We start from the raw sequence: 20,764 nt of genomic DNA, 5'->3' as shown, positions 1-20,764 counted from the left end.
CGCGCCCCAGCGGGAGCAAGCTCCCTCGCCACGGGTCGATCTTCATGAAAGGCGAGCAGTCCCGCTTTTGGCCGATGCACTGCCTACGTCCTGTTGCGCTGGCTTGTTATAGTTCAAGCCTCTTTTCAGCCGGTAAAGGATCACTGCCATGTCGCAATACCAAGCGTTCAACGTCGAACTTGTAGACAACATTGCCCATGTGCAGATCAATCGCCCGGAAAAGATCAACTCGATGAACGCCGCGTTCTGGAGCGAGATCATCGAGATCTTCCAATGGATCGACGACACCGATGCCGTACGGGTGGTGGTGCTGACCGGCGCCGGCAAGCATTTCTCCTCGGGGATAGACCTGATGATGCTGGCGGGCGTGGCCAACGAATTGGGCAAGGACGTAGGGCGCAATGCACGCCTGCTGCGGCGCAAGATCCAGCAACTGCAAGCCTCGTTCAACGCCGTGGACAACTGCCGCAAACCCGTGCTCGCCGCGATCCAGGGCTACTGCCTGGGCGGGGCCATCGACCTGATTGCCGCCTGCGACATGCGTTACGCGGCCGAGGACGCCCAATTCTCCATCAAGGAGATCGATATCGGCATGGCCGCCGATGTTGGCACACTGCAACGCTTGCCCCGGATCATCGGGGACGGCATGCTGCGTGAACTCGCTTATACGGGGCGCACCTTCGGAGCCGACGAAGCGCGCAGCATCGGCCTGGTCAATCGTGTCTACAGTGACACCGCCAGCCTGCTCGACGGTGTGATGGGCATCGCCCGGGAGATCGCCGCCAAGTCGCCGATTGCCGTGACCGGCACCAAGGAAATGATCAGCTACATGCGCGACCACCGCATCGACGACGGCTTGGAATACGTCGCCACCTGGAACGCCGCCATGTTGCAATCGACCGACCTGCGCGTGGCCATGGCCGCCCATATGAGCAAACAGAAACCTGAATTTCAGGATTGATTGACCATGATTTCACGCTGGACCACCGCAGTACTCGATACCGCTCTTGCTGGCGGCTGGGCCGTCGCCCGCAGCCCTGAGGGCTTTCTGTTCGATGACAATGGCGCGCTGTTTCCCCGCGAATGGCTCAAGCGCCAAGACCTGTCGGTCCTCGCCGAGCACGGCATCGGTCACCTGGATGGCGAGCCGGTCTACCTGCTGGAATTGCACAGCTCGCTGGACATCCCAGGCTGTAACTGGAAAGGCCTGCGGGCGTTCATGCTCGAGGATGACCACACGCTGTACAAAGTGTTGGGCTATGCCGCGCAGATCGGCACCTGGGCCCGCGAACATCGTTTCTGTGGCAGTTGCGGCAAGCGCATGGGTCAGATTCCGTTGGAACGAGCCATGTATTGCGATGCCTGTGAGCTGCGGCACTATCCGCGGATATCACCGAGCATGATCGTGTTGATTACTCGCGGCGATGAAGTCCTGCTGGCCCGTTCGCCGCGTTTCGTCCCGGGCGTCTACAGCACCCTGGCGGGGTTTGCCGAGCCTGGCGAATCGGCCGAGGATTGCCTGGTGCGCGAGGTTCGCGAGGAAGTCAGTATCGAGGTGAAGAACATCCAGTACATGGGCAGCCAGTGCTGGCCGTTCCCCCATTCGATGATGCTCGGTTTCCACGCTGAATATGCCGGTGGCGACATTGTGCCCCAGGAAGATGAAATCGAGGACGCCCAGTGGTTCAACGTCCATGACTTGCCACCATTGCCGGCCTCGCGCTCCATCGCCCGCTACCTGATCGATCTGTATGTGGCGCGGCGCTTAGGCCACGCTGAACCAGTGCTGCCAGGCTAGGCGCACGGTCAAGCCCAGCACCACGGTGATGAACACCGGTCGGATGAACTTCGCACCGCCGCTGATGGCGGTGCGAGCGCCGAAGAACGCGCCGATCATCACCGACAGGCCCATGCTCAGGCCGATGACCCAATCCACTTGCCCGGAAAAGATGAACACCGACAGTGCCGCGATGTTGCTGACGAAGTTCATGCTACGGGCCACGCCACTGGCCTTGACCAGGTCGATGGGGTAGAGCAGCAGGCTGCTCACAGTCCAGAACGCCCCCGTACCCGGCCCGGCCACACCGTCATAGAAACCCAGGCTGAAGCCCTGGGGCGACTGCCATGTCTTCTTGATCGGTGCATCGCTGTCCAGCGGTGCCTTGGGCGTGCCGCCGAACAACAGATACAGGCCGCAGGCGAAGACGATCACCGGCAGCATCTTGTTCAGCCACTCGGCGGGCAAGTAATGGGCGACGATGGCGCCGGTCAGGGCCCCGACCAGAGTGCCGACGAGGGCATGAGTCCACTGCCTTGGGTGGAACAGCTTGCGCTTGTAGAAGGTGAAGCTGGCCGTCGCCGAGCCGAAGGTCGAACTGAGTTTGTTGGTCCCCAGGACCAGATGAGGCGGCAAGCCTGCCGTCAGCAGGGCTGGCGTGGTCAGCAACCCACCGCCACCGGCAATGGCATCGATGAAACCGGCAATGAATGCGACAACAGCAAGAATAGCGAGGGTAGTGAGGTCAACGCTGAGTTCAAAAGGCATGGAATAGGCTTATTTAGCAGGTCGCAGAAGGGCTGCGGGGAAGGCCGGTATGTTACCCATAATGGTGCAGGGCTGCGACAGCCGGTTGGGCGGTGCACCGTAGACCTCACAACCCCGCAAATCCCCGTAACGAGGGAGCCTGCTCACCCAGGGCTGTGCAGCAGCCCCAAAAGGCTTCTGATATCTGCCTGGCACACCGAGACCGCTGGGCGATTTTTTTTTGAAATCAAGGGGTTGCCAGCCTAGGCAAATGAGTACATAATTGCGCCCATCGAACGCACTGAGACGTAAAAAATCTCAATGTTTTCAAGGAGATAGCGCCGAGTAGGTGGCTTGTTTCCTGATCAGTTTGTACTGCGGTTGATGTGGCAGCATCGCATCAAGCGTTCTGAGGCCGAATAGCAAAATGGTTATGCAGTGGATTGCAAATCCACCTACGCCGGTTCGATTCCGACTTCGGCCTCCACTTTTAAAAAGCTCTGTAGATCTATGATTTACGGAGCTTTTTTATTTCGAAGCATTGAAAGCTTTTGTATTGAAAAGGACATGAGCTACCTTGCTTCGCGGGGGAGGGATGTATATATTCCCCCCTCTTGCTGCACCAGCCAGAACATCGGCCATTGGATTTTGCCGATATTTCCATGGCTAACCGCGCTACCGCCCGAATGGCGAAACTGGTAGACGCATGGGACTTAAAATCCCCCGCTCGTAAGGGCGTGCCGGTTCGATTCCGGCTTCGGGCACCATCTAAAATCAAGGGTTTGCGAGCGAAAGCTAATGCAAACCCTTGTTCGTTTCTGCTTCTGGAAATTGCTGCAGAAACGGAGTCCAAGCCTGCGGGTGTTTTCAAGCACAAGCCCTTACACTCGGCGTCGAGATTAGCAAGGGGGTCATATCCTCCAGGCCTTGCCCATTACGCTAATCCTTTACCATGGAGAGGTAACGAGTGAAAACAATCGCAACGATGAGTCTGTTGGCCTTGATGAGCAGCAGCGCTGTATACGCTGGGGAGACAACCTCCGTTGATGGGAAATCGCTGGCTGTGGACTTTGGCGAGCCGACCGTCAAGCAGGTTCTGCACTATCGGAAAATGTACGATAAGAAGCCTTTTCCCGATGCGGAAATTTATTACTACAGTAACGGTTTGTACAAGATCATCTCTCAGGGAGAAAATCATTACGGTGTCTACGTCTTGCAGGGCCAACACACCGATGAGACATACACCGTGAAGTTCATTTCCCTGCCTTCCCCGGATTGGGGAAATAAAACGGCGTATCACCAACTTACCTTTATTCGAGGTGATGAACAAAACGTATTTATCCAGAACGCAATTGTCGACACTGGCGAGGCGATAGCCCAGCAGAATGGGACCTATACGCAGGAAAAAAATACCGTGGTCAATCCGATCAGCACCGCCTGGCAGAAAAAGTGAGCCCATTGCCCCCAGTGGCTTGATGGCAGGTTTTCAGGCATTTTCTGATCATCTAATACTTATAAAACAATAGGTTGCATGATTTATCTCATGCAACCTATTCGGCGTTGATCATCAGTGCCGGCGCCTCACAACCGCCGCCGAAAAGCCTCGAGAATGTCCCGCGTTCCCTTTTTCATTTGCAGTTGGGCAATGGCGTCCAGCGGGTGCCAAAGGCAATCGCTGATTTCATTCTGTGGCTTGGCCGCCGTCGAGTCGCTGACCGATGCTTCGAACACATGATGTTCGGTCTGCCCGTCACTGATTCGCATCAAGTAGAGCAGGTTCTCGACGTCCAGGCCGGTTTCCTCTGCCAACTCCCGTATGGCTGCCCCGGCATGGGATTCCCCGCGCTCGACGGTACCGCCCGGCAACGCCCAGCGGCTATTGGCTTTGCGAACCAGGAGGATATGGCGATTTTCCTCGCAGATGACGGTCGCTCGAATTTTCATGGCCGTGCTCGATCTGTGAATGTCATTAAAGTGAAATATATCTGCAATATTTGAGCCTGGCATTAGCTGCTTCGTTCAAATATCGAGTTTTTCAAGGTCTTATCCAATACGACCGCGACGGAGCGGAGAAGACTGAGCTTATTCGTGCCTGCCATCGCTCCAATCCATCTCTCCGACCACTAGCACTAGGTTTTCGACCGGTTATCGCCTCAAATGAATCAGCTTCAAAAAAATGAATCCATGTTGGGTGCATTGGCCGGCCCCGATAGGGGAAGGAAGCGAGAAATGACCACCGTTGAAGACTTCAAGATCAAATCCCATGAGCTCCTGGTGGAGCTCGATACGGCGACATCGGAAATGATGAAACTCATATGTGTTCATCAAATGAGTGGATCGACTTGGGATGAGGCGGTCCAGCGTCAACATGAGGCCTATGAGCAGTGGGTCGCTTATCTGAACGAGCGGGGATAGCCGCCAATGCGCATCTTGAGGGTGAAAATTCTTTGAACGGCGCCTCAACGGCTCTGCCTAATTCTTGAACCGACAAGAGGATTAGGCCATGTCTGAATTAGCCAGTTATTTCTGGATCGCTGTTGCGGTGCTTTTGCTGCTCGTCGATTTGTGGGCGATCGTCAGTGTCTTTCGAAGCGACAAGTCGGCCGGCACCAAGGCTGGCTGGGCCCTGCTGCTGATCATCTTGCCAGTGCTAGGCCTGGTCATTTGGGGTGTAGCCGGGCCTCGCGGGGTCAAGGAAGGTCCTTCATCGCCGGAGCACAGCAAGGGCTAGCCAGGAAGAGGCTGTGGGAGCCACCTCAATGGTTTATCCAATTGCCGCCGGTGGTTTCGCAGTCTTCCTGGGCCTGCTGCAACTGCTCGATACCGTAGTAGTACCACGTCAATTTTGCATTATCGGGAAGAGTGGCCGACCCACCGCGCTTGTCCTTGCTGGTTGAGTGCGGGTTGGCCAACGCTTCCTGGGTCGGCTTCGCCTGGCATGTCGCCACGTATCCCTCGGCACAACGCTCGACTTTACGCTTTTGGGTCGTGAGCGTTCCTTTGCTTTCATTGCTGCAAGACCAATCGAGGGTTTCCGCGGGCATGCCTTTGTATTCGTAGCAACTGTGGCTTTCGATTACTGGGACGGCCTGGCTCTGGGATCGAGTGATGACATCGCAGCCTTGGGCGAAGACGGCGACGGGGCTCGCACAAACGATCAATAGCAGGATTCTGGCATTCATGAGTTTCTCCCTTTGCGGTTTCTGCACCGGTGCCTATCAATTTCGAGGTGCAAAAAAAGCCCGCGTTCCATCAGTTTTCCAGCCGGTAGAACTCAGGGAGAAACAGGTCTGGCGCAGCGCGTCAGCGAAACTTGGGCAGAGGGGGGTCAGCAGGCTTGAGCGACATTAGCGCGCTTTGGATCGACGGGGCATCTTTGTCGATGTCGTTGAGCCGGTCCCGGATGCGCACTGCGGTGGGATGCCCGCCCTGGTGGTCGACCCAGTCGGCGATTTCCTTGCAGGCTGCCGTGAGCCGGGCCTGACGCGATTCGAGCAAGGTGAGCAGGGTGGTGATGGACTCTTTTTCGGACATGTCACACCTCCATTCAGGGGTTGATGAGGCAGCACAAAACCCGCCAGGGGCGGGCTGTGCCGTGGTTTAAGCGTAGTTGAGTTATTTCAGGTCTGTCGAAGAATCCGGCGTCCGGCTAGACAGCCGGTGCGTCGCAAACAATGCCAATGATGTCAGCTGGACTCCTTGACCCAGGACGGCGTGACGCTCGCCCGCCAGCGCACGTCGGTAATACCGTATTTTTCAGCCAGGGGCTTGGAGACCCGCTTGACCTTCTCTCTCCCGAATTTCGGTATGCGCCCGACCCCCGCGTCGCAACTGGCCCAATGCCAAGCCTCGGAGTTATTCATCGCTTCTGCGCGAATAATGAATGACTTGGGTTCGCCATGGAGCATGTAGTCGATGATGTAAAGCGATGGCCCGCCCATAAATCCTCCCTAATTAGTCCTATACGGATGGATACAAAGGCATGCGGAAAATTCCATCGAATTTCCAGACGGTCAAATTAATACCGCCCAGGCTCGAGCACGGAGCAACACCAGAGCGGTCGGAATTCGCGGCAAGGAACCAAACCCGGTTACCCTTCTCCAAGGTGAGCTTCAACACCGTAGGCCAGGGATCAAAGGCGACGCAGCGCGGCATCAACAAAAGGCAAGACATGAAAAACATCGCCAGGGTGCTGTTCGTCGCAGCCCTCACCATCGGTTTGTCGGGTTGCATTGGCGCCCCCATCGAACTGACGCCGCAAACCGAGCAACGTTTGCGCGAACACCCCCCGATCCGTTTCCTGCTGACATTCGATGATGGTCCCAGTGCCTCGTCTTTCTGGAACCCTAGCCTGGAGGTGCTCGACGCACTCGCAGACAATCCGGTACAGCCTGGCATCAAGGCGGTATTTTTCCTGCAGACTCGCGCACCACGTGCTGGTGGCAGTGATATTGGCCGCTCGGTCATGCGCCGTGAACAGCAGGAAGGCCATGTGCTGGCCTTTCATACGGCGACCCACTGGCACACCAATCACCGGTCGCTGAGCCCTGATGAGCTGGAGCAATCGCTCAACAATGGTGGGAGCGACATCGCTGCCATTAGCGGTGCGGCACCGATTTTGGTGAGGCCGCCATTCTGGAGCTTCGACAAGCGCACCGCGGCCGCCTACCGACAGCATGGCCTGCACATCCTGTTGACCGACCTGAGTGCTAATGACGGCAAAGTCTGGGGCATCACGATGAGCCCGCGGCGGCGGATCAACCTGACCCGGCAACTTTCCGAAGTGCGCGAGCGCATCGCCGCCGGGCAACTGCCAGCGGTGGATGGGGTTATTCCAGTGGTGGTGACGTTTCACGACATCAATCGTTATACCGCCCGGCATGCTCGCGAATACCTGCAAATCCTGCTCGAGAGTGCCAAGGCTACCGGCGTGAGGACCGACGCCAAGCCGTTCTATGATGACCACCAGGCGCTGGAGCGAGCGGCCTTGGCTCGGACGGTCGATCACAGCGCTGGGCCCGTGCATTTGCCGGGGCTGTGGGACTGGTTGTGGGATTCGGATTCCCACTGAGAGCGCCACGAATGCGGCGGGTGTCGCGACGTTCGGTTGGCCGCCCAGCGCAATCCGCGTGTATGGTAGGCCGTGCACCCTTGGTTAAAGTCGGAGGTGACCAATGAGTACTGCAATGCTGACGAAAATGCACATCAACGGTTATGACGTGCTTAGCGTAAACAGCGGCCCGTGGAGGGTCTGCACCCAGGCTGACCGGTTGGGTTCCTTTGCTTCCCGTGAGGAAGCGCTGGCCTACGCCGCCGCGTTGCCGACCCGAAGAGCCCGTAGTGGCCGGCCTGTAAACACGAAATAGAGGGGGCCGGTACATCCACTCTCTCGGTGACAGGTACACCGCTATCGCGAGCAAGCTCCCACAGTTTTTCCGGCTGTTCACCAAAAATCCCCTGTGGGAGCAGCTTGCTCGCGATGCCGGCGGGCCAGCCCGCGCCCGTCACGATGATCAGGCGCGGGCCAATTCCAACGGGACTTCCAGGGTAAACAGAGCACCTTGCCCCGGTCCGTCGCTATGGACATAAAGGCGGCCATTCATTTCAACCGCCGCCAGGGCGCAGCTGTGCAAGCCAAACCCATGGCCGTCCTTGCGGGTCGTGAAACCGTGATTGAAGATGCGGGCCAGGTTCTCCGGGGAAATGCCTTCGCCTCGGTCCTTGACGCTGAGGCATAGTGTCGTTTCGTCGAGGATGCGGATCCCCAGGGTCATCTCCCGTGGGTGCTCGCTGATGTGCGACATCGCGAATTTGGCGTTGCTGATCAGGTTGATCAGGATCAGCAGCAACCTATGCTTGTCGCCCATGATCGCAGGAACGTCCTGATACTCCTTGATGACGGTGACGTGATGCCGACTGAGCGCGCCCGAGTTCATGCGTAGCGCATCTTCGAACAGATCGCTGACATTGAGCGGTTCGATCAGCCTGGCTGCCCCTGCATAGGTTTGTTGAGTGGTGACGATTTCCTTGATGTGATCGATGCTCTTGGTCAACTGCGCCAGCTCATCGATAAGCACGGCTTGTTCTGCGGCGATGGAGTCGACCAGTTCGTTGAAATAACGCGGCAGCAACCGACCTTTTTCATCATGGGTGATGAACTGGCCAAGATCTTCGGCATGTTCATTCATCATTTTGACCGCCTTGGTGAGCCCGATCGTCTTGCTGTTCCTCAACTTGCGGGTGACGAGTTCGGCTGAAATGTTCACGCTGTTCAGCACATTCCCGACGTTGTGCAACACATTCGTGGCGATTTCGGCCATGCCCGCCATTCGGGCCGCATCTACCAGTTCGCGTTCTGCCTCCATCAGTTCTCGGGTGCGCTCCTGCACGCGCTCTTCGAGCCGTTCATTGGACGTTTGCAGTTGCTGGTTGATCTGGTTGATGACGGCGTAGCTGCGAACCAGTCGCACCGCCAGGTAGATCATCAACAGCGCCATGAGGCTGGCACACGCGCCCAGGTAGATATGGTATTGACGGTCCGCAGCGGCGGTCCTGCGCTGGGTCTCGTTCAATAGCTCGGTGATGCTGTCCAGTTCCTGGGCCACCGGAATCACGCTGATGCGATCCAGCAGATCATTGACGATCGGTTGTTCCTGGATAATGGATTTGACGTGCTGGGTCAGGGCAATGAAAAGGGGCTGGCTGGTTGCAGGCAGTTGATCGACGTATTTTTCCAGATCACTCAATTGGCGCTGCACTTCCTCGGCTTTGTCCGAGGTGACATAAAGTGCGTACTCCAGCGTCGTCAGCGTCAGCTCACGAACATTGGAAGCTGTTGCCAGATGTTCCGTCGGGCTTTCGGCGCTCATCCCGTCGAGCAAGGTTTGAATACCGTCCTCGACCATCGGCAACGCATCCAGGGCGGTGCGTAGATTGGCGTTGTGTTGCTGGAATTGATCGACCAGCACCGTTTTGTTCTTGACCGCGTCCACGTAGCCGTTGCGTCTGGATGCCCAAAGAACGGCCAGTGGGCCAGCGTTATTGAGCTGCTCCAACTGCTCCCATCGACTGCCGGCCTCGAGTGGCGGTGTCAACGACAGGTTGTTGTTCATGCCGATCTTTTTCCTGAGGATCTTGACGTTCCAGTTTGCGTCGGCTTGCTTGAGCTGGCGAATGAAGTCGCGGGATTCGAAGTAGGTCGATGAGTCGTACGTGTATGACTTGATCAAAAAGAATATCAGAGCCGAAAAAACAACAAGCGCGATGGCCAATAGGGCGGGCCATTTATATTTTTTGATAATAGTGGTCACGCTATTCTCCTGTTCAGGGCGCTTATCGAAGGAGTCGGTGAATGCTCGAGGGCGGAGAGAGGCTCGAGGGGGAGCCGGAAGGGGGAAAAGTAAACGTCGTGCGGGGGTGGCGTGCCGGTTTGCTTTGGCCTGGGTACACGTTGAGCTCCCTGCTAACGATGAACGTCGGTTTCATGGCTGAGTGTAGCGCTAACGAGAGGGGCGATGCTTGCTGCGCAGCGCGCCGCAGTGAAGCAGGCGCGGCCGGATAGCCGCGCCGGTGGCATTACTTGATGTCGATGAAGGGCAGGGCGCCGTTTGGCAGCACGGTGGTTGGCAAGACACCATTCCAGCGTTCGGCCTTGGTCAGTTCCACCAGGTTCTGGTTGCTGGCCAGGGCCTGGGCCCGTGCCTTGATGGCTTCGGCCTCGGCTTTGCCGCGCAACTCGGTCGCCAGTGCGTCTGCCTTGGCCTGCGCAACTTGCGAATCGGCCTCCGCCTGGGCCTGGGTCACGCGAATCTGTGCTTGTACCTGCTCGGTGGCGAGCTGTTGTTCGCGGGTCTTGACCTGGACTTCCGCAGCCATGCGCGCTTCGATGGCTTTTTCGTAGGCGTCACTGAAGTCAATGTTCTCGACCTGGACGCTGTCGATGATCACGGGGCCGGTAATGGTCGCCTTGATGGCCGTGGAAATATCGTTGACCAGTTGGACGCGGTTCTGCACGGCAGCCACGGCGTTGAACTTGCCGAATACGTTTTCCACCTGGGTTGGCACCTGGCGGCTGATCATCCGGTCGCGGATACCTTCCAGGTCCTTGAACTGGGTATAGACCTTCGCGACATCGGAAGGCGCGATGTGCCAGGACACGGACACCTTGAGCTGGGCGGACTGTTGGTCCTTGCTGTAGGCCTGGAGGTCTTCATAAGCCGTCACTTGGCTCTGGACGCTGATCAGGCGTACCGACTCGATAAAGGGCGTCTTGAAGGACAGTCCCGGTTCAATCACCCCGACCAGCGCCCCGTTGCGCAGCAGTACGCCACGCTCGGTTTCGTCGACCGTGTACCAACTGCCAAAGAACACGCACAACAGGACGATGCCCGCGATTGCAGCAACGATGGAGCCGATGGTTTTACTGGTCACTTTTCTTTCCTTGATTGGCTTGGGAGGGTTTGCCATAGCTGTGTCCAATGTTGAAGCTGCAATTGGCGTTCTGAATGCCAGACACGAAAAAGCCCTGAATAATCAGGGCTTTAACGTTAAAAAATGGCGGAGGCGATGGGATTCGAACTCATGGACCTGTTACAGTCGACGGTTTTCAAGACCGTTGCCTTAAACCACTCGGCCACACCTCCGTACTGCGTTGCGGGCGCCATAATACCCGAATGAAACACACTGTCAAACTCTCTACGTAGCTTGTTACAGAGCGTCTGTTATGATCCTTGCCACTGAATGTTTCAAAACCGGAGGAGTGTCGCCATGCGCGAACAGGATTACGCAGTGAACAACAGCGTGCAGGCTGAGCAGCTAGAGGTTAGCCGCGTCCTGCGCAACACTTATGGCTTGCTGGCACTCACGCTCGCTTTCAGCGGTGTGATGGCTTATGTCGCACAACAGATGCGGGTGGGTTACCCGAACATCTTCGTCGTGCTGATCGGTTTCTACGGCCTTTTCTTCCTCACCAACAAACTCCGTGATTCGGCCTGGGGCCTGGTGTCGGCTTTCGCCCTGACCGGCTTCATGGGCTTTTTGCTCGGCCCGATCCTCAATCGCTACCTGCAAATGCAGGGCGGCGCCGAAGTGGTCAGCTCGGCCTTCGCAATGACCGCACTGGTATTTGGTGGCCTGTCGGCCTACGTGCTGATTTCCCGCAAGGACATGAGTTTCCTGGGTGGCTTTATCACCGCAGGTTTCTTCGTGTTGCTGGGGGCGACGCTGGCCAGCTTCTTCTTCCAGATCAGCGGCCTGCAACTGGCGATCAGCGCCGGCTTCGTGCTGTTCTCCTCGGTCTGCATCCTGTACCAGACCAGCGCCATCATTCACGGCGGCGAGCGTAACTATATCATGGCCACCATCAGCCTGTATGTATCGATCTACAACCTGTTCGTCAGCCTATTGCAGCTGTTCGGCCTGATGGGTCGCGACGACTGATTGCATGGATGATGAGGTGAGAAGCCCGCTTTGGCGTGATGCTGTTCACCTAGAAACAGCGGCGTTTTTCAGAGATGAAAAGCGCCGTTTTTTTTGGTTTTCCGTTTTTAGGTGCATTTTTGGGGGAGGGGATATCCATTTCTGCGGCAACGGATATACACACCAAAGCAAGTAAATCCCGAACCCCTCTCAAAAAAAACGGCACCACCCTTGGAAAAAGGGAAGTGCCGCTTTTGGAGCCCAGGTAAACGGCATTGCCACATGAAGTGGACTTAAGAGGCAAACCGCCGCAACCCCACCGGTGGTACAAAGGCTTCCAGCTCGGCCTCCACGGCCTCGATTATTCGTTCAACATCCGGGGCATTCATCACCGTCGCGCAGGGGATACCCGCAATGGCGATCATGGTCTCGCCGCTGGCACGGTCAAACAGCCGGGCAACCATGCTGCCAGGCGCATCCATGCTTGCTTCGAATCCCATGGGATGGAAGTGCCAGCGCATCAACTGGCAAGCATTGGGGAACGTAACCTTGCTGAAGGATCCTTTATTCATGTGTTGCCCGCCTTCTTCAATCGAGCGCTTCCTTTTGCTCATGTCAGGAAGGAAGAGCCATCATGGCTCTACCAGTGAGAACTAAAAATAGCACCTGAAAATGAAGCTCATGTGGATTTTTTCAGTCCGTTTTGCGATTGGTTCACTTTTTTTGATCTGGATCACGACTTAAACGGCAACGTCCAGAATGCCATCACGCTTGGCTGGGCTTGTCCCGAGGCTTGGACAATGGCTCTGGCACGCGGCTTTTCCAGGCGATGAGCAGGGCCAGGATCATCATCGCCAGGGCGACGACGAAGGTCATGTGCAGACCGTTCGTCACAGCCGCGGGGCTGGCGCCGGTAATGTCATTCGTCGCCGCCGCGGCTGCAAACACCGCGCCGAGCACGGAGGCTCCGGTGAAAAAACCCAGGTTGCGCGACAAGTTGAGCAGCCCGGCGATGACGCCTCGCCTCTGGGCTGCTACATCGGCCATGACTGCCGTGTTGTTGGCCGTCTGGAAGAACGCATAGCCAAGGGTCGTCACCACGATAGCCGCGAGGTAGCCGACGGTGCCAAGGGTAGGGGGGACCAGTGACAACATCAGGCAGCCGAGCACCATGTTCGCCAGGCCGGCGAGTCGCATGGGATGCACGCCGAAGCGATCCACCAGGCGCCCGGCAGGTAGTCCGGCCAGCGCCGCAACAGATGGGCCTACGGCCAGGGCCAGTCCTACGAAGGCCGCCGGCAGTGCGAGGGTGATGGACAAGTAAAAAGGCCCGACCAGCAGCGTCGCCATCATGACCGTCGCAACCAGGGCGCTCGTCACCAGGCCTGATACCAATGATCTGTCGCGGAACACTTTCAAGGGAATCAACGGCGATACGGCCCGGGACTGGGCCCGAATGAATAGCCCGCCGCCCACGAGGGCGATCAGCAGCAGCGCAAGATTCAATCCGCCAAAGCTCCCGCGTCCGGAAGTCATGGACAAGGCATAGGTGGCGAGCGTCACTGCCAACAGCAAGGTACCGGTTACATCGAAGCGGGTTCCTTCGGGCTTCGGCGGCACTTCACGCACCGGTAGCGAATACCACGCCAGCCCTAGCGTCAGCAGGCCCAGTGGGATGTTGACCAGGAACAAGGCCGGCCAACCGAACCCGCTGATCAGCATGCCGCCAAAGGACGGTCCGAGGGCTGTGCCCACTGCCGACAGCGTTGCCAGTAGCCCCATGGCGCTGCCGGTTTTTTCCTGGTCGACCGTTTCGCCCACGAGCGCCAGGGTCAGCGCCATCATGATGGCGGCCCCCAGGCCTTGCAGTGCCCGACCGGCGACCAGCAGCCAAAGCGAGGGCGCCAAGCCGCATACCGCTGATGCCAAGGTGAACAGGGCGATACCGGCCAATAGCAGCTTGCGCCGGCCCATCAGGTCTCCCAAGCGGCCGACACTGACAATCAGCGTGGTGATTGCCAGCAGATAGGCCAGCACCACCCATTGGACCTGCTGGAAAGAGGCCCCGAGCACCTCGGCCAGCGTCGGCAGTGCCACCGCAGCCACACTGGCGCCAAGGGAGGCCAGCAGCGTCGAGAGCGCAAGGCTGGCCAGGGCCCAGCGAGGTGAAAAGAGCCGGTGTGCGGGCGCGGTTGCCGGCCGGTTTTGTTGCGTGTTGACGGGTTTCATCGTGTCACCTGTATCCGTGGCGCTCGAAACGGAGCTGTCAGAACGTTACGCCTGGGCATAACATGGCGGAAGACGCAGCATTTGCACGTTATAGCTGCAACAAACGCCATCTGTTCAAATCGAGATACCGCCATGTCCTCGCCTGATCTCAATCTGCTCGTCACCCTTGATGTGCTGCTCTCGGAAGGCAGCGTGGCCCGGGCCGCCCGGCGCTTGCAGCTCAGCCCGTCGGCCATGAGCCGGGCACTGGCGCGGTTACGTGAAACCACCGGTGACCCGCTGTTGGTTCGGGCCGGGCGAGGGTTGGTACCGACACCTCGTGCGCTGGAGTTGCGCGAACAGGTCAGCCACCTGGTGCAGCAGGCCCAGGCGGTGCTGCGGCCAGTGACGACCCCGGATCTTGGGCGCTTGAGCCGAACCTTCACGTTGCGCACCCGTGAAGGGTTCGTGGAAAACTTTGCCATCGACCTCATCACTCGCATCCACGAGCAAGCGCCCGGCGCGCGCCTGCGCTTTGTGGAAAAGACCGACCGGGACAGCACGACACTTCGCGAAGGCACCGTGGACCTGGAGACCGCCGTCGTGGACAAGGACACCAGCCCGGAACTACGAACCCAGGCGTTGTTCAGCGACCGCTTGATTGGCGTTGTGCGCGCGGGACACCCGCTGAGCCAGGCAACGGTGAGCGCTGCCGGTTATGCCGCAGGCGGGCATGTCGGTGTGTCGATGCGCGGCCTGGATCATGGCCTTATCGACCAGGCCCTTGCGGCTCTGAATCTGTCCCGCGAAATCGTCACCACGGTGCCAGGCTTTTCCTCGGCGCTGGGACTGGCCCGCTCCAGTGACCTGATCGCCAGCGTGCCCGAACGCTACACCGCGAGCCTGCGGGTCGGCCTGCACAGTTTTACGCTGCCGTTTTCCGTACCTGGGTTCACGATCGCCATGCTCTGGCATCCGCGGATGGACGCCGATCCTGTGCATCGTTGGCTTCGAAGTTGTCTGCGGGAAGTATGCGCACGTAAACCGTAGAGATTTAGTAGATATTCGTTAATAGCATTTCGCTGGCACTTAGTTGGCGAAAGTGCGACGCCGTACGCAAATTGCTAGTTATCGATATTTAATATTTAAATAGTTTTTTGTCCGACAATCCGCAACTCGGGCGGTTTAGCTGGGGCACTAACGAGGCAGAACCCTATTGTTTATGGGCGTTACGGGCAGGGCGTGAAATTGAACGAAAAAAATTGCTAGACGTTTGATTTCCAATTGTGTCAGGTTTCTTACGTCCTCATTGGGCGAGTGATAGGACGATCTCGCCAGAGATTGTCTGTCTGACTAAAACTGTTCCATTTGCAAACAAGGAAGTGTGTTTATGTCGAAAGTCAAAAGCAGCGCTATTGATTCTGCCGAACAACTCCTCTGGGCGCCGCAATCATTGGCGGCTGCCAGTAATGCGTTCAACCAGATCAATAGTTTCAGCCACCAATACGACCGGGGCGGTAACCTGACCGTCAACGGCAAACCGTCGTACTCTGTCGACGAGGCGGCCACTCAGTTGCTGCGCGACGGTGCGGCTTACCAGGACCGGGACGGCAGCGGCAAGATCGAGCTGACCTACACTTTCCTGACTTCCGCCTCTTTCAGCACCATGAACAAGCATGGGATCAGCGGCTTCAGCCAGTTCAGTGCGCAGCAGAAAGGCCAGGCCGCCCTGGCCATGCAATCCTGGGCGGACGTGGCCAATGTCACCTTCACCGAAAAAGCCAGCGGCGGCGACGGTCACATGACCTTCGGCAACTACAGCGGCGGCCAGGATGGCGCGGCTGCGTTTGCTTATCTGCCAGGGACGGGTGCCGGCTATGACGGGACCTCCTGGTACCTGATCAACAGCAGCTACACCCAGAACAAGAACCCGGAACTGAACAACTATGGCCGCCAGACCCTGACCCACGAAATCGGTCACACCCTCGGCCTGGCCCACCCGGGTGACTACAACGCTGGCGAAGGCAGCCCGACCTACGATGACGCCACTTATGGCCAGGACACCCGTGGCTACAGCGTCATGAGCTACTGGAGCGAAAGCAATACCGACCAGAACTTCAGCAAGGGCGGCGTCGAAGCCTACGCCTCCGGTCCGCTGATGGATGACATCGCGGCCATCCAGAAGCTCTACGGTGCCAACACCACGACCCGTACCGGCGATTCGACCTACGGTTTCAACTCCAATACCGGTCGCGATTTTCTCAGTGCGTCATCATCGTCGGACAAAGTGGTGTTTTCGGTATGGGACGCAGGTGGCCGCGATACCCTGGATTTCTCCGGTTTCACCCAGAACCAGAAAATCAACCTCAATGACGCCTCGTTCTCCGATGTTGGCGGCATGGTAGGCAACGTCTCCATCGCCAAGGGTGCCGTCATCGAAAACGCCATCGGCGGCTCCGGCAGCGACTTGCTGATCGGCAACACGGTAGCCAACGAGCTCAAGGGTGGAGCGGGCAACGATATCCTTTGGGGGGCCGGTGGTGCAGACAAACTCTGGGGCGGCTCGGGGTCGGACACGTTCGTGTTCGCCGCCAGTTCCGATTCGCGGCCTGGAGCGACGGACCAGATCCTCGATTTCGTCAGCGGCCTGGACAAGATCGACCTGACCGGTATCACCAAGGGCGCGGGCCTGCACTTTGTGAGCGCGTTCACTGGTACGGCGGGCGATGCGGTGTTGTCGACATCGGGTGGCAACAGCCTGCTGTCGGTGGACTTCTCCGGGCACGGCGTGGCTGACTTCCTGGTCAGCACCGTTGGCCAGGCTGCGGTCTCGGATATCGTGGCCTGATGTCCCTTTCCCGTGGGGGCGGCTGCTCCTGCGGGACCTCGGCCAGGATGAAAAAATGCGTAGAAAATTCATGCCCAGTAGCGTTCGAGCAACCGCCGGGTTGCTCGCTACGCTGATGATGTTTTGTGGAGAAGCCGCCATGGCGCGCAGCCTGTTGTTAGCAGAACCCTCGCAGTTGGCCGGTCAGTGGCAGGCTGTTTTGTCGAGCCCGCAGGACAACGCGCAAACCCAGGCGCTGCAGGACAAACCGTCCAACAGTTGCCTCGTCGAACTCAAGGCGGATCAGACCCTGGGCGGGCAAACCGATTGCCTGGGCCAATGGCTGGGGGATGAGCCGGTTCGTTGGTTCACTGAACCCGACGGACTTTCCCTGATTGGCAAGCAAGACTCAAGGACACACTTGGGCCTGCGTCAGGGAGACCATTATCAAATGACGTTGAAGTCCGGTTTGATACTCAGGCTTGAACGAAACAAGTCCCAGAGTGCTCATTAACGAATGAGTACAGTTGAGTCTTGAACGAAGTGCGCTTGTTTGAACAGGCGTGCTTTTCGGTGTCGGCCGAATCGAAAAAAAAGATTGGCAAGTTGAATAACGGCCAGTTCGCCGGCGAAGCCAACAACAAGGAAGATCATGAATAGGGTAAGGAGCGCTGCTGCGGCGCCGCTGTTTAAAGCGCTAGGCGATTATAAAAATATTTTGATCAGTGTTGGATGTTTTACCGCGCTGATCAATGTCCTGATGCTCGCGCCTTCGATTTATATGCTCCAAGTGTATGACCGCGGGTTGTCATCACAGAACGAGACCACGCTGGCGATGTTGTCATTGATGGTCGTCGGCTTCTTCGTATTCATCGGGCTGTTGGAAATGGTCCGCAGCTTCGTGGTCATCCGTATCGGCAGCCAGTTGGAAAGGCGCTTCAACCTTCAGGTGTACAAGGCCGCGTTCGAGCGCAATCTGCGCCAGGGGGAAGGCAACGCCGGGCAATCCCTGGGCGACCTCACGCATATTCGCCAATTCCTCACCGGGCCGGCGCTGTTCGCGTTCTTCGACGCACCGTGGTTTCCCATCTATCTGCTGGTGATCTACCTGTTCAACGTGTGGCTCGGCGTGTTTGCCTCCGTCGGCACGCTGCTGCTGATCGGTTTGGCCTGCCTGAACGAGGCCATGACCAAAAAGGCCTTGGGGCAGGCCAGCGTCTACTCGCAACAATCCAGTCAACTGGCCACCAGCCATTTGCACAACGCCGAGACGATCCAGGCCATGGGCATGCTCGGCGCGCTGCGCAGCCGCTGGTTCGCCGTGCACTCACGGTTTCTGGGCCTGCAGAACCAGGCCAGCGACACCGGCGCGGTCATCAGCTCCTTGAGCAAGACCCTGCGCCTGTGCCTGCAGTCGCTGGTGCTGGGTTTGGGCGCGTTGCTAGTGATCAAGGGCGACATGACCGCCGGGATGATGATTGCCGGCTCGATCCTGATGGGCCGGGTGTTGAGTCCTATCGACCAGTTGATCGCCGTGTGGAAGCAGTGGAGCGGCGCCAAGTTGGCTTACCGGCGTCTCGACGCGCTGTTGCAAGCGTTTGCGCCCCAGGACGACGGCATGACGCTGCCTACGCCTAAGGGCCAGGTGAGTTTCGAACACGTCAGCGCCGGGCCGCCAGGGCAACGCAACGCGACGCTGCAGCAGGTCAGCTTCAGCCTGGCCGCGGGGGAAGTGCTGGGTGTGCTGGGGGCGTCCGGTTCCGGCAAGTCCACCCTGGCCCGGGTGCTGGTGGGCGTGTGGCCGACCCTGGCGGGTACGGTGCGCCTCGACGGGGCCGATATTCATCGTTGGAATCGCGAGCAACTCGGCCCGCACATCGGCTATCTGCCACAAGACATCGAGCTGTTTTGCGGCAGCATCGCCGAGAACATCGCCCGGTTTCGCCAAGCCGATCCGCAAAAGGTCGTCGCCGCCGCGCAGCAGGCCGGGGTCCATGAGCTGATCCTGCGCCTGCCCCAAGGCTATGACACGGTGCTGGGGGAGGACGGCGGTGGTTTGTCCGGCGGGCAGAAACAACGGGTTGCGCTGGCCCGGGCGATGTACGACCGGCCGAGCCTGGTGGTGCTCGATGAACCCAACTCCAACCTCGACACGGTTGGCGAAGCGGCGCTCGCCAGTGCCATCGCGCAGATGAAGGCCCAGGGCACCAGTGTCGTGCTGGTCACTCATCGTTCCTCGGCACTGGCCCAGGCCGACAAGTTGCTGGTGCTCGACGAAGGCCGGCTACAAGCCTTCGGCCCAAGCCAGCAAGTGTTGCGGGCGCTTTCCGGCCAGTCGGGTTCACAGGACAACGCGCCACGCAGCTCACCGCCGAACAGTCCCCAGGTGGCCCCCAACGGACTGAGCATGAGTCGCCAGTACCAGGCCGCCAGCAAACCCGGTGGCGCATGAGCAAGGAGCTCGACATGAATCTCGAACATACTCAGGACGTTGAGCGCCCGGAGCGCGACGCCCACTTCTTCACGCGCGTGGGCTGGGCACTGGCGCTGGTTGGCGCGGGCAGTTTTTTCACCTGGGCCAGCCTGGCGCCGTTGGACCAAGGCATCCCCGTGCAGGGCACCGTGGTGGTTTCAGGCAAGCGCAAGGCAGTGCAGTCGATGAGCAGCGGTGTGGTCAGCCGGATCCTGGTACGCGAAGGCGAAGCGGTGAAGCAGGGCCAGCCGCTGTTCCGCCTGGACCAGACCCAGGCCGCCGCCGATGTGCAATCGCTGCAGGCGCAATACCGGATGACCTGGGCGAGCCTGGCGCGCTGGCAAAGCGAGCGGGACAACCTGTTACAGGTAAGTTTCCCGGCTGAGCTGAGTCGCGATCCCGATCCACGCCTGGCCCTGGTGCTTGAAGGCCAGCGGCAACTGTTCAGCAGCCGCCGCGAAGCCTTCGCCCGGGAGCAGGCGGCGTTGCGCGCCAACATCGAGGGTGCGGCGGCGCAATTGGCGGGTATGCGTCGGGCCCGCAGCGACCTGACCGCCCAGGCCGAATCCCTGCGTCTGCAACTGGGCAACCTGCAACCCTTGGCCGACAACGGCTATATCCCGCGCAACCGCCTGCTGGACTATCAACGCCAACTGTCGCAAGTGCAGCAGGAACTGGCGCAGAACAGCGGCGAAAGCGGGCGGGTGGAGCAGGGGATCGTCGAGTCGCGATTGAAGCTGCAGCAGCACAACGAGGAATACCAGAAAGAGGTGCGCAGCCAGTTGGCCGACGCCCAGCTCAAGAGCGAAACCCTGCAAGAGCAACTGAAATCCGCCGGCTTTGAGCTGCAACACAGCGAAATCCTTGCCACCGCCGATGGCATCGCCGTCAACCTGGGGGTGCACACCGAGGGCGCCGTGGTGCGCCAGGGCGACACCTTGCTGGAAATCGTCCCCCAGGGCACGCGGTTGGAAGTGGAAGGGCATCTGCCGGTGCACCTGATCGATAAGGTCGGCACGCATTTGCCGGTGGACATCCTGTTTACCGCCTTCAACCAGAACCGCACGCCAAGGGTGCCTGGGGAAGTCAGCTTGATTTCTGCCGATCAAATGCTCGATGAGAAGACCGGCGCGCCGTATTACGTCCTGCGCAGCAGCGTCAGCGACGTGGCGATGGACAAGCTCAACGGCCTGGTGATCAAGCCCGGCATGCCGGCCGAGATGTTCGTACGCACCGGCGAGCGCTCATTGCTCAACTACCTGTTCAAACCGCTGCTCGACCGAGCCGGCTCTGCGTTGACCGAAGAATAAGGATG

At 58.7% G+C, this 20,764-nt stretch carries 23 protein-coding genes and 3 tRNA genes; 16 read left to right on the top strand and 10 right to left on the bottom strand.

Features of this window, described 5'->3' with window-relative positions; all coding sequences use genetic code 11:
• Positions 1 to 148 precede the first annotated feature (148 nt).
• Together BLU76_RS22910 and nudC are read left to right on the top strand one after the other, a co-directional pair.
• On the top strand, positions 149 to 961 hold the full coding sequence (locus BLU76_RS22910) for a crotonase/enoyl-CoA hydratase family protein (RefSeq protein WP_092224604.1): 813 nt from the start codon (positions 149 to 151) through the stop codon (positions 959 to 961).
• A gap of 6 nt (positions 962 to 967) precedes the next feature.
• Complete coding sequence (nudC, locus tag BLU76_RS22905) at positions 968 to 1,798, top strand: NAD(+) diphosphatase (protein ID WP_063321342.1); 831 nt, start codon at positions 968 to 970, stop codon at positions 1,796 to 1,798.
• On the opposite strand, the gene BLU76_RS22900 is transcribed toward nudC, so the two are convergent.
• Positions 1,766 to 2,545: a TSUP family transporter gene (locus BLU76_RS22900; protein ID WP_092143641.1), complete on the bottom strand. Its 780-nt coding sequence runs from the start codon at positions 2,543 to 2,545 to the stop codon at positions 1,766 to 1,768. The genes nudC and BLU76_RS22900 overlap by 33 nt on opposite strands.
• 392 nt (positions 2,546 to 2,937) lie before the next feature.
• On the opposite strand from BLU76_RS22900, the gene BLU76_RS22895 reads away from it, so the two are divergent.
• The 3 genes from BLU76_RS22895 to BLU76_RS22885 all read left to right on the top strand — a co-directional run bounded on the left by BLU76_RS22895 (position 2,938) and on the right by BLU76_RS22885 (position 3,977).
• Positions 2,938 to 3,011: transfer RNA gene (locus tag BLU76_RS22895), tRNA-Cys, on the top strand.
• Between the two features lie 193 nt (positions 3,012 to 3,204).
• Positions 3,205 to 3,291 (top strand) — tRNA-Leu (locus tag BLU76_RS22890).
• A 218-nt stretch (positions 3,292 to 3,509) separates the two neighbouring features.
• Complete coding sequence (locus BLU76_RS22885; protein ID WP_092143638.1) at positions 3,510 to 3,977, top strand: hypothetical protein; 468 nt, start codon at positions 3,510 to 3,512, stop codon at positions 3,975 to 3,977.
• 128 nt (positions 3,978 to 4,105) lie between these two features.
• On the opposite strand, the gene BLU76_RS22880 is transcribed toward BLU76_RS22885, so the two are convergent.
• Positions 4,106 to 4,468, bottom strand: coding sequence for an NUDIX hydrolase (locus BLU76_RS22880; protein WP_092143635.1), 363 nt, complete (start codon positions 4,466 to 4,468; stop codon positions 4,106 to 4,108).
• 285 nt (positions 4,469 to 4,753) lie between these two features.
• On the opposite strand from BLU76_RS22880, the gene BLU76_RS22875 reads away from it, so the two are divergent.
• Together BLU76_RS22875 and BLU76_RS22870 are read left to right on the top strand one after the other, a co-directional pair.
• Positions 4,754 to 4,939 (top strand): hypothetical protein, encoded by a 186-nt coding sequence (locus BLU76_RS22875; protein ID WP_003201747.1) that lies wholly within the window; start codon positions 4,754 to 4,756, stop codon positions 4,937 to 4,939.
• A gap of 88 nt (positions 4,940 to 5,027) precedes the next feature.
• On the top strand, positions 5,028 to 5,255 hold the full coding sequence (locus BLU76_RS22870) for a PLD nuclease N-terminal domain-containing protein (protein WP_014338117.1): 228 nt from the start codon (positions 5,028 to 5,030) through the stop codon (positions 5,253 to 5,255).
• 25 nt (positions 5,256 to 5,280) lie between these two features.
• Here the strand turns inward: BLU76_RS22870 and BLU76_RS22865 are convergent, their stop codons facing one another.
• The 3 genes from BLU76_RS22865 to BLU76_RS22855 form a co-directional block, all read right to left on the bottom strand.
• Positions 5,281 to 5,706: a hypothetical protein gene (locus tag BLU76_RS22865; RefSeq protein WP_092224602.1), complete on the bottom strand. Its 426-nt coding sequence runs from the start codon at positions 5,704 to 5,706 to the stop codon at positions 5,281 to 5,283.
• A 121-nt stretch (positions 5,707 to 5,827) separates the two neighbouring features.
• Entirely contained in the window at positions 5,828 to 6,058 is a 231-nt protein-coding gene (locus BLU76_RS22860; protein ID WP_072347196.1) for a hypothetical protein, read from the bottom strand.
• Positions 6,059 to 6,210: 152 nt separating this feature from the next.
• Positions 6,211 to 6,465, bottom strand: coding sequence for a DUF6555 family protein (locus BLU76_RS22855; RefSeq protein WP_063321314.1), 255 nt, complete (start codon positions 6,463 to 6,465; stop codon positions 6,211 to 6,213).
• A gap of 230 nt (positions 6,466 to 6,695) precedes the next feature.
• On the opposite strand from BLU76_RS22855, the gene BLU76_RS22850 reads away from it, so the two are divergent.
• Both BLU76_RS22850 and BLU76_RS31975 read left to right on the top strand, forming a co-directional pair.
• A complete protein-coding gene (locus BLU76_RS22850; protein WP_063325087.1) occupies positions 6,696 to 7,595 on the top strand; it encodes a polysaccharide deacetylase family protein in 900 nt (299 codons plus the stop codon).
• A gap of 103 nt (positions 7,596 to 7,698) precedes the next feature.
• Positions 7,699 to 7,890, top strand: a complete 192-nt coding sequence (locus BLU76_RS31975) for a hypothetical protein (protein ID WP_013693334.1) — start codon at positions 7,699 to 7,701, stop codon at positions 7,888 to 7,890.
• A 147-nt stretch (positions 7,891 to 8,037) separates the two neighbouring features.
• On the opposite strand, the gene BLU76_RS22840 is transcribed toward BLU76_RS31975, so the two are convergent.
• The 3 genes from BLU76_RS22840 to BLU76_RS22825 form a co-directional block, all read right to left on the bottom strand.
• Complete coding sequence (locus BLU76_RS22840; protein WP_092143629.1) at positions 8,038 to 9,834, bottom strand: DAHL domain-containing protein; 1,797 nt, start codon at positions 9,832 to 9,834, stop codon at positions 8,038 to 8,040.
• A gap of 265 nt (positions 9,835 to 10,099) precedes the next feature.
• Positions 10,100 to 10,954 carry a prohibitin family protein gene (locus BLU76_RS22830; RefSeq protein WP_083569183.1) on the bottom strand — a complete coding sequence of 285 codons (855 nt, stop codon included), beginning with the start codon at positions 10,952 to 10,954 and terminating at the stop codon, positions 10,100 to 10,102.
• 124 nt (positions 10,955 to 11,078) lie between these two features.
• Positions 11,079 to 11,166 (bottom strand) — tRNA-Ser (locus BLU76_RS22825).
• A 124-nt stretch (positions 11,167 to 11,290) separates the two neighbouring features.
• Between BLU76_RS22825 and BLU76_RS22820 the strand changes: the two genes are divergently transcribed.
• Positions 11,291 to 11,962, top strand: coding sequence for a Bax inhibitor-1/YccA family protein (locus BLU76_RS22820; protein WP_003201763.1), 672 nt, complete (start codon positions 11,291 to 11,293; stop codon positions 11,960 to 11,962).
• A gap of 272 nt (positions 11,963 to 12,234) precedes the next feature.
• Here BLU76_RS22820 and BLU76_RS22815 read toward each other — a convergent pair whose 3' ends face one another.
• Positions 12,235 to 12,513 (bottom strand): DUF1652 domain-containing protein, encoded by a 279-nt coding sequence (locus tag BLU76_RS22815; protein ID WP_003201764.1) that lies wholly within the window; start codon positions 12,511 to 12,513, stop codon positions 12,235 to 12,237.
• A 193-nt stretch (positions 12,514 to 12,706) separates the two neighbouring features.
• Positions 12,707 to 14,170, bottom strand: a complete 1,464-nt coding sequence (locus BLU76_RS22810; protein WP_092224600.1) for an MFS transporter — start codon at positions 14,168 to 14,170, stop codon at positions 12,707 to 12,709.
• A gap of 132 nt (positions 14,171 to 14,302) precedes the next feature.
• On the opposite strand from BLU76_RS22810, the gene BLU76_RS22805 reads away from it, so the two are divergent.
• The 6 genes from BLU76_RS22805 to BLU76_RS22785 all read left to right on the top strand — a co-directional run bounded on the left by BLU76_RS22805 (position 14,303) and on the right by BLU76_RS22785 (position 20,759).
• Positions 14,303 to 15,199 (top strand): LysR family transcriptional regulator, encoded by an 897-nt coding sequence (locus tag BLU76_RS22805; RefSeq protein WP_092224598.1) that lies wholly within the window; start codon positions 14,303 to 14,305, stop codon positions 15,197 to 15,199.
• Between the two features lie 340 nt (positions 15,200 to 15,539).
• The gene (locus tag BLU76_RS22800; protein ID WP_092143619.1) at positions 15,540 to 16,997 is read left to right on the top strand and encodes a serralysin family metalloprotease; all 1,458 of its coding nucleotides are present in this window, start codon (positions 15,540 to 15,542) and stop codon (positions 16,995 to 16,997) included.
• Between the two features lie 70 nt (positions 16,998 to 17,067).
• Positions 17,068 to 17,490: an AprI/Inh family metalloprotease inhibitor gene (locus BLU76_RS22795; RefSeq protein WP_092143753.1), complete on the top strand. Its 423-nt coding sequence runs from the start codon at positions 17,068 to 17,070 to the stop codon at positions 17,488 to 17,490.
• Between the two features lie 20 nt (positions 17,491 to 17,510).
• Positions 17,511 to 17,636, top strand: coding sequence for a hypothetical protein (locus tag BLU76_RS31970; protein ID WP_256572701.1), 126 nt, complete (start codon positions 17,511 to 17,513; stop codon positions 17,634 to 17,636).
• Positions 17,629 to 19,428 (top strand): type I secretion system permease/ATPase, encoded by a 1,800-nt coding sequence (locus BLU76_RS22790; protein WP_092224596.1) that lies wholly within the window; start codon positions 17,629 to 17,631, stop codon positions 19,426 to 19,428. The genes BLU76_RS31970 and BLU76_RS22790 overlap by 8 nt, the downstream gene beginning before the upstream one ends.
• A complete protein-coding gene (locus tag BLU76_RS22785; protein ID WP_092224594.1) occupies positions 19,425 to 20,759 on the top strand; it encodes an HlyD family type I secretion periplasmic adaptor subunit in 1,335 nt (444 codons plus the stop codon). The genes BLU76_RS22790 and BLU76_RS22785 overlap by 4 nt, the downstream gene beginning before the upstream one ends.
• The last annotated feature ends 5 nt before the right edge of the window (positions 20,760 to 20,764 follow it).

Source organism: Pseudomonas sp. NFACC08-1 (assembly GCF_900106735.1).
GTDB lineage: Bacteria > Pseudomonadota > Gammaproteobacteria > Pseudomonadales > Pseudomonadaceae > Aquipseudomonas > Aquipseudomonas fluorescens_Q.
Note: the sequence above shows the minus strand (reverse complement) of the source record. Positions and strands in the feature narration are given on the sequence as shown.

Coding starts and splice junctions, on each gene's coding strand:
- BLU76_RS22910 (WP_092224604.1), top strand. CDS start 149: ATGTCGCAATACCAAGCGTTCAACGTCGAACTTGTAGACAACATTGCC.
- nudC (WP_063321342.1), top strand. CDS start 968: ATGATTTCACGCTGGACCACCGCAGTACTCGATACCGCTCTTGCTGGC.
- BLU76_RS22900 (WP_092143641.1), bottom strand. CDS start 2,545: ATGCCTTTTGAACTCAGCGTTGACCTCACTACCCTCGCTATTCTTGCT.
- BLU76_RS22885 (WP_092143638.1), top strand. CDS start 3,510: ATGAGTCTGTTGGCCTTGATGAGCAGCAGCGCTGTATACGCTGGGGAG.
- BLU76_RS22880 (WP_092143635.1), bottom strand. CDS start 4,468: ATGAAAATTCGAGCGACCGTCATCTGCGAGGAAAATCGCCATATCCTC.
- BLU76_RS22875 (WP_003201747.1), top strand. CDS start 4,754: ATGACCACCGTTGAAGACTTCAAGATCAAATCCCATGAGCTCCTGGTG.
- BLU76_RS22870 (WP_014338117.1), top strand. CDS start 5,028: ATGTCTGAATTAGCCAGTTATTTCTGGATCGCTGTTGCGGTGCTTTTG.
- BLU76_RS22865 (WP_092224602.1), bottom strand. CDS start 5,706: ATGAATGCCAGAATCCTGCTATTGATCGTTTGTGCGAGCCCCGTCGCC.
- BLU76_RS22860 (WP_072347196.1), bottom strand. CDS start 6,058: ATGTCCGAAAAAGAGTCCATCACCACCCTGCTCACCTTGCTCGAATCG.
- BLU76_RS22855 (WP_063321314.1), bottom strand. CDS start 6,465: ATGGGCGGGCCATCGCTTTACATCATCGACTACATGCTCCATGGCGAA.
- BLU76_RS22850 (WP_063325087.1), top strand. CDS start 6,696: ATGAAAAACATCGCCAGGGTGCTGTTCGTCGCAGCCCTCACCATCGGT.
- BLU76_RS31975 (WP_013693334.1), top strand. CDS start 7,699: ATGAGTACTGCAATGCTGACGAAAATGCACATCAACGGTTATGACGTG.
- BLU76_RS22820 (WP_003201763.1), top strand. CDS start 11,291: ATGCGCGAACAGGATTACGCAGTGAACAACAGCGTGCAGGCTGAGCAG.
- BLU76_RS22815 (WP_003201764.1), bottom strand. CDS start 12,513: ATGAATAAAGGATCCTTCAGCAAGGTTACGTTCCCCAATGCTTGCCAG.
- BLU76_RS22810 (WP_092224600.1), bottom strand. CDS start 14,170: ATGAAACCCGTCAACACGCAACAAAACCGGCCGGCAACCGCGCCCGCA.
- BLU76_RS22805 (WP_092224598.1), top strand. CDS start 14,303: ATGTCCTCGCCTGATCTCAATCTGCTCGTCACCCTTGATGTGCTGCTC.
- BLU76_RS22800 (WP_092143619.1), top strand. CDS start 15,540: ATGTCGAAAGTCAAAAGCAGCGCTATTGATTCTGCCGAACAACTCCTC.
- BLU76_RS22795 (WP_092143753.1), top strand. CDS start 17,068: ATGCCCAGTAGCGTTCGAGCAACCGCCGGGTTGCTCGCTACGCTGATG.
- BLU76_RS22790 (WP_092224596.1), top strand. CDS start 17,629: ATGAATAGGGTAAGGAGCGCTGCTGCGGCGCCGCTGTTTAAAGCGCTA.
- BLU76_RS22785 (WP_092224594.1), top strand. CDS start 19,425: ATGAGCAAGGAGCTCGACATGAATCTCGAACATACTCAGGACGTTGAG.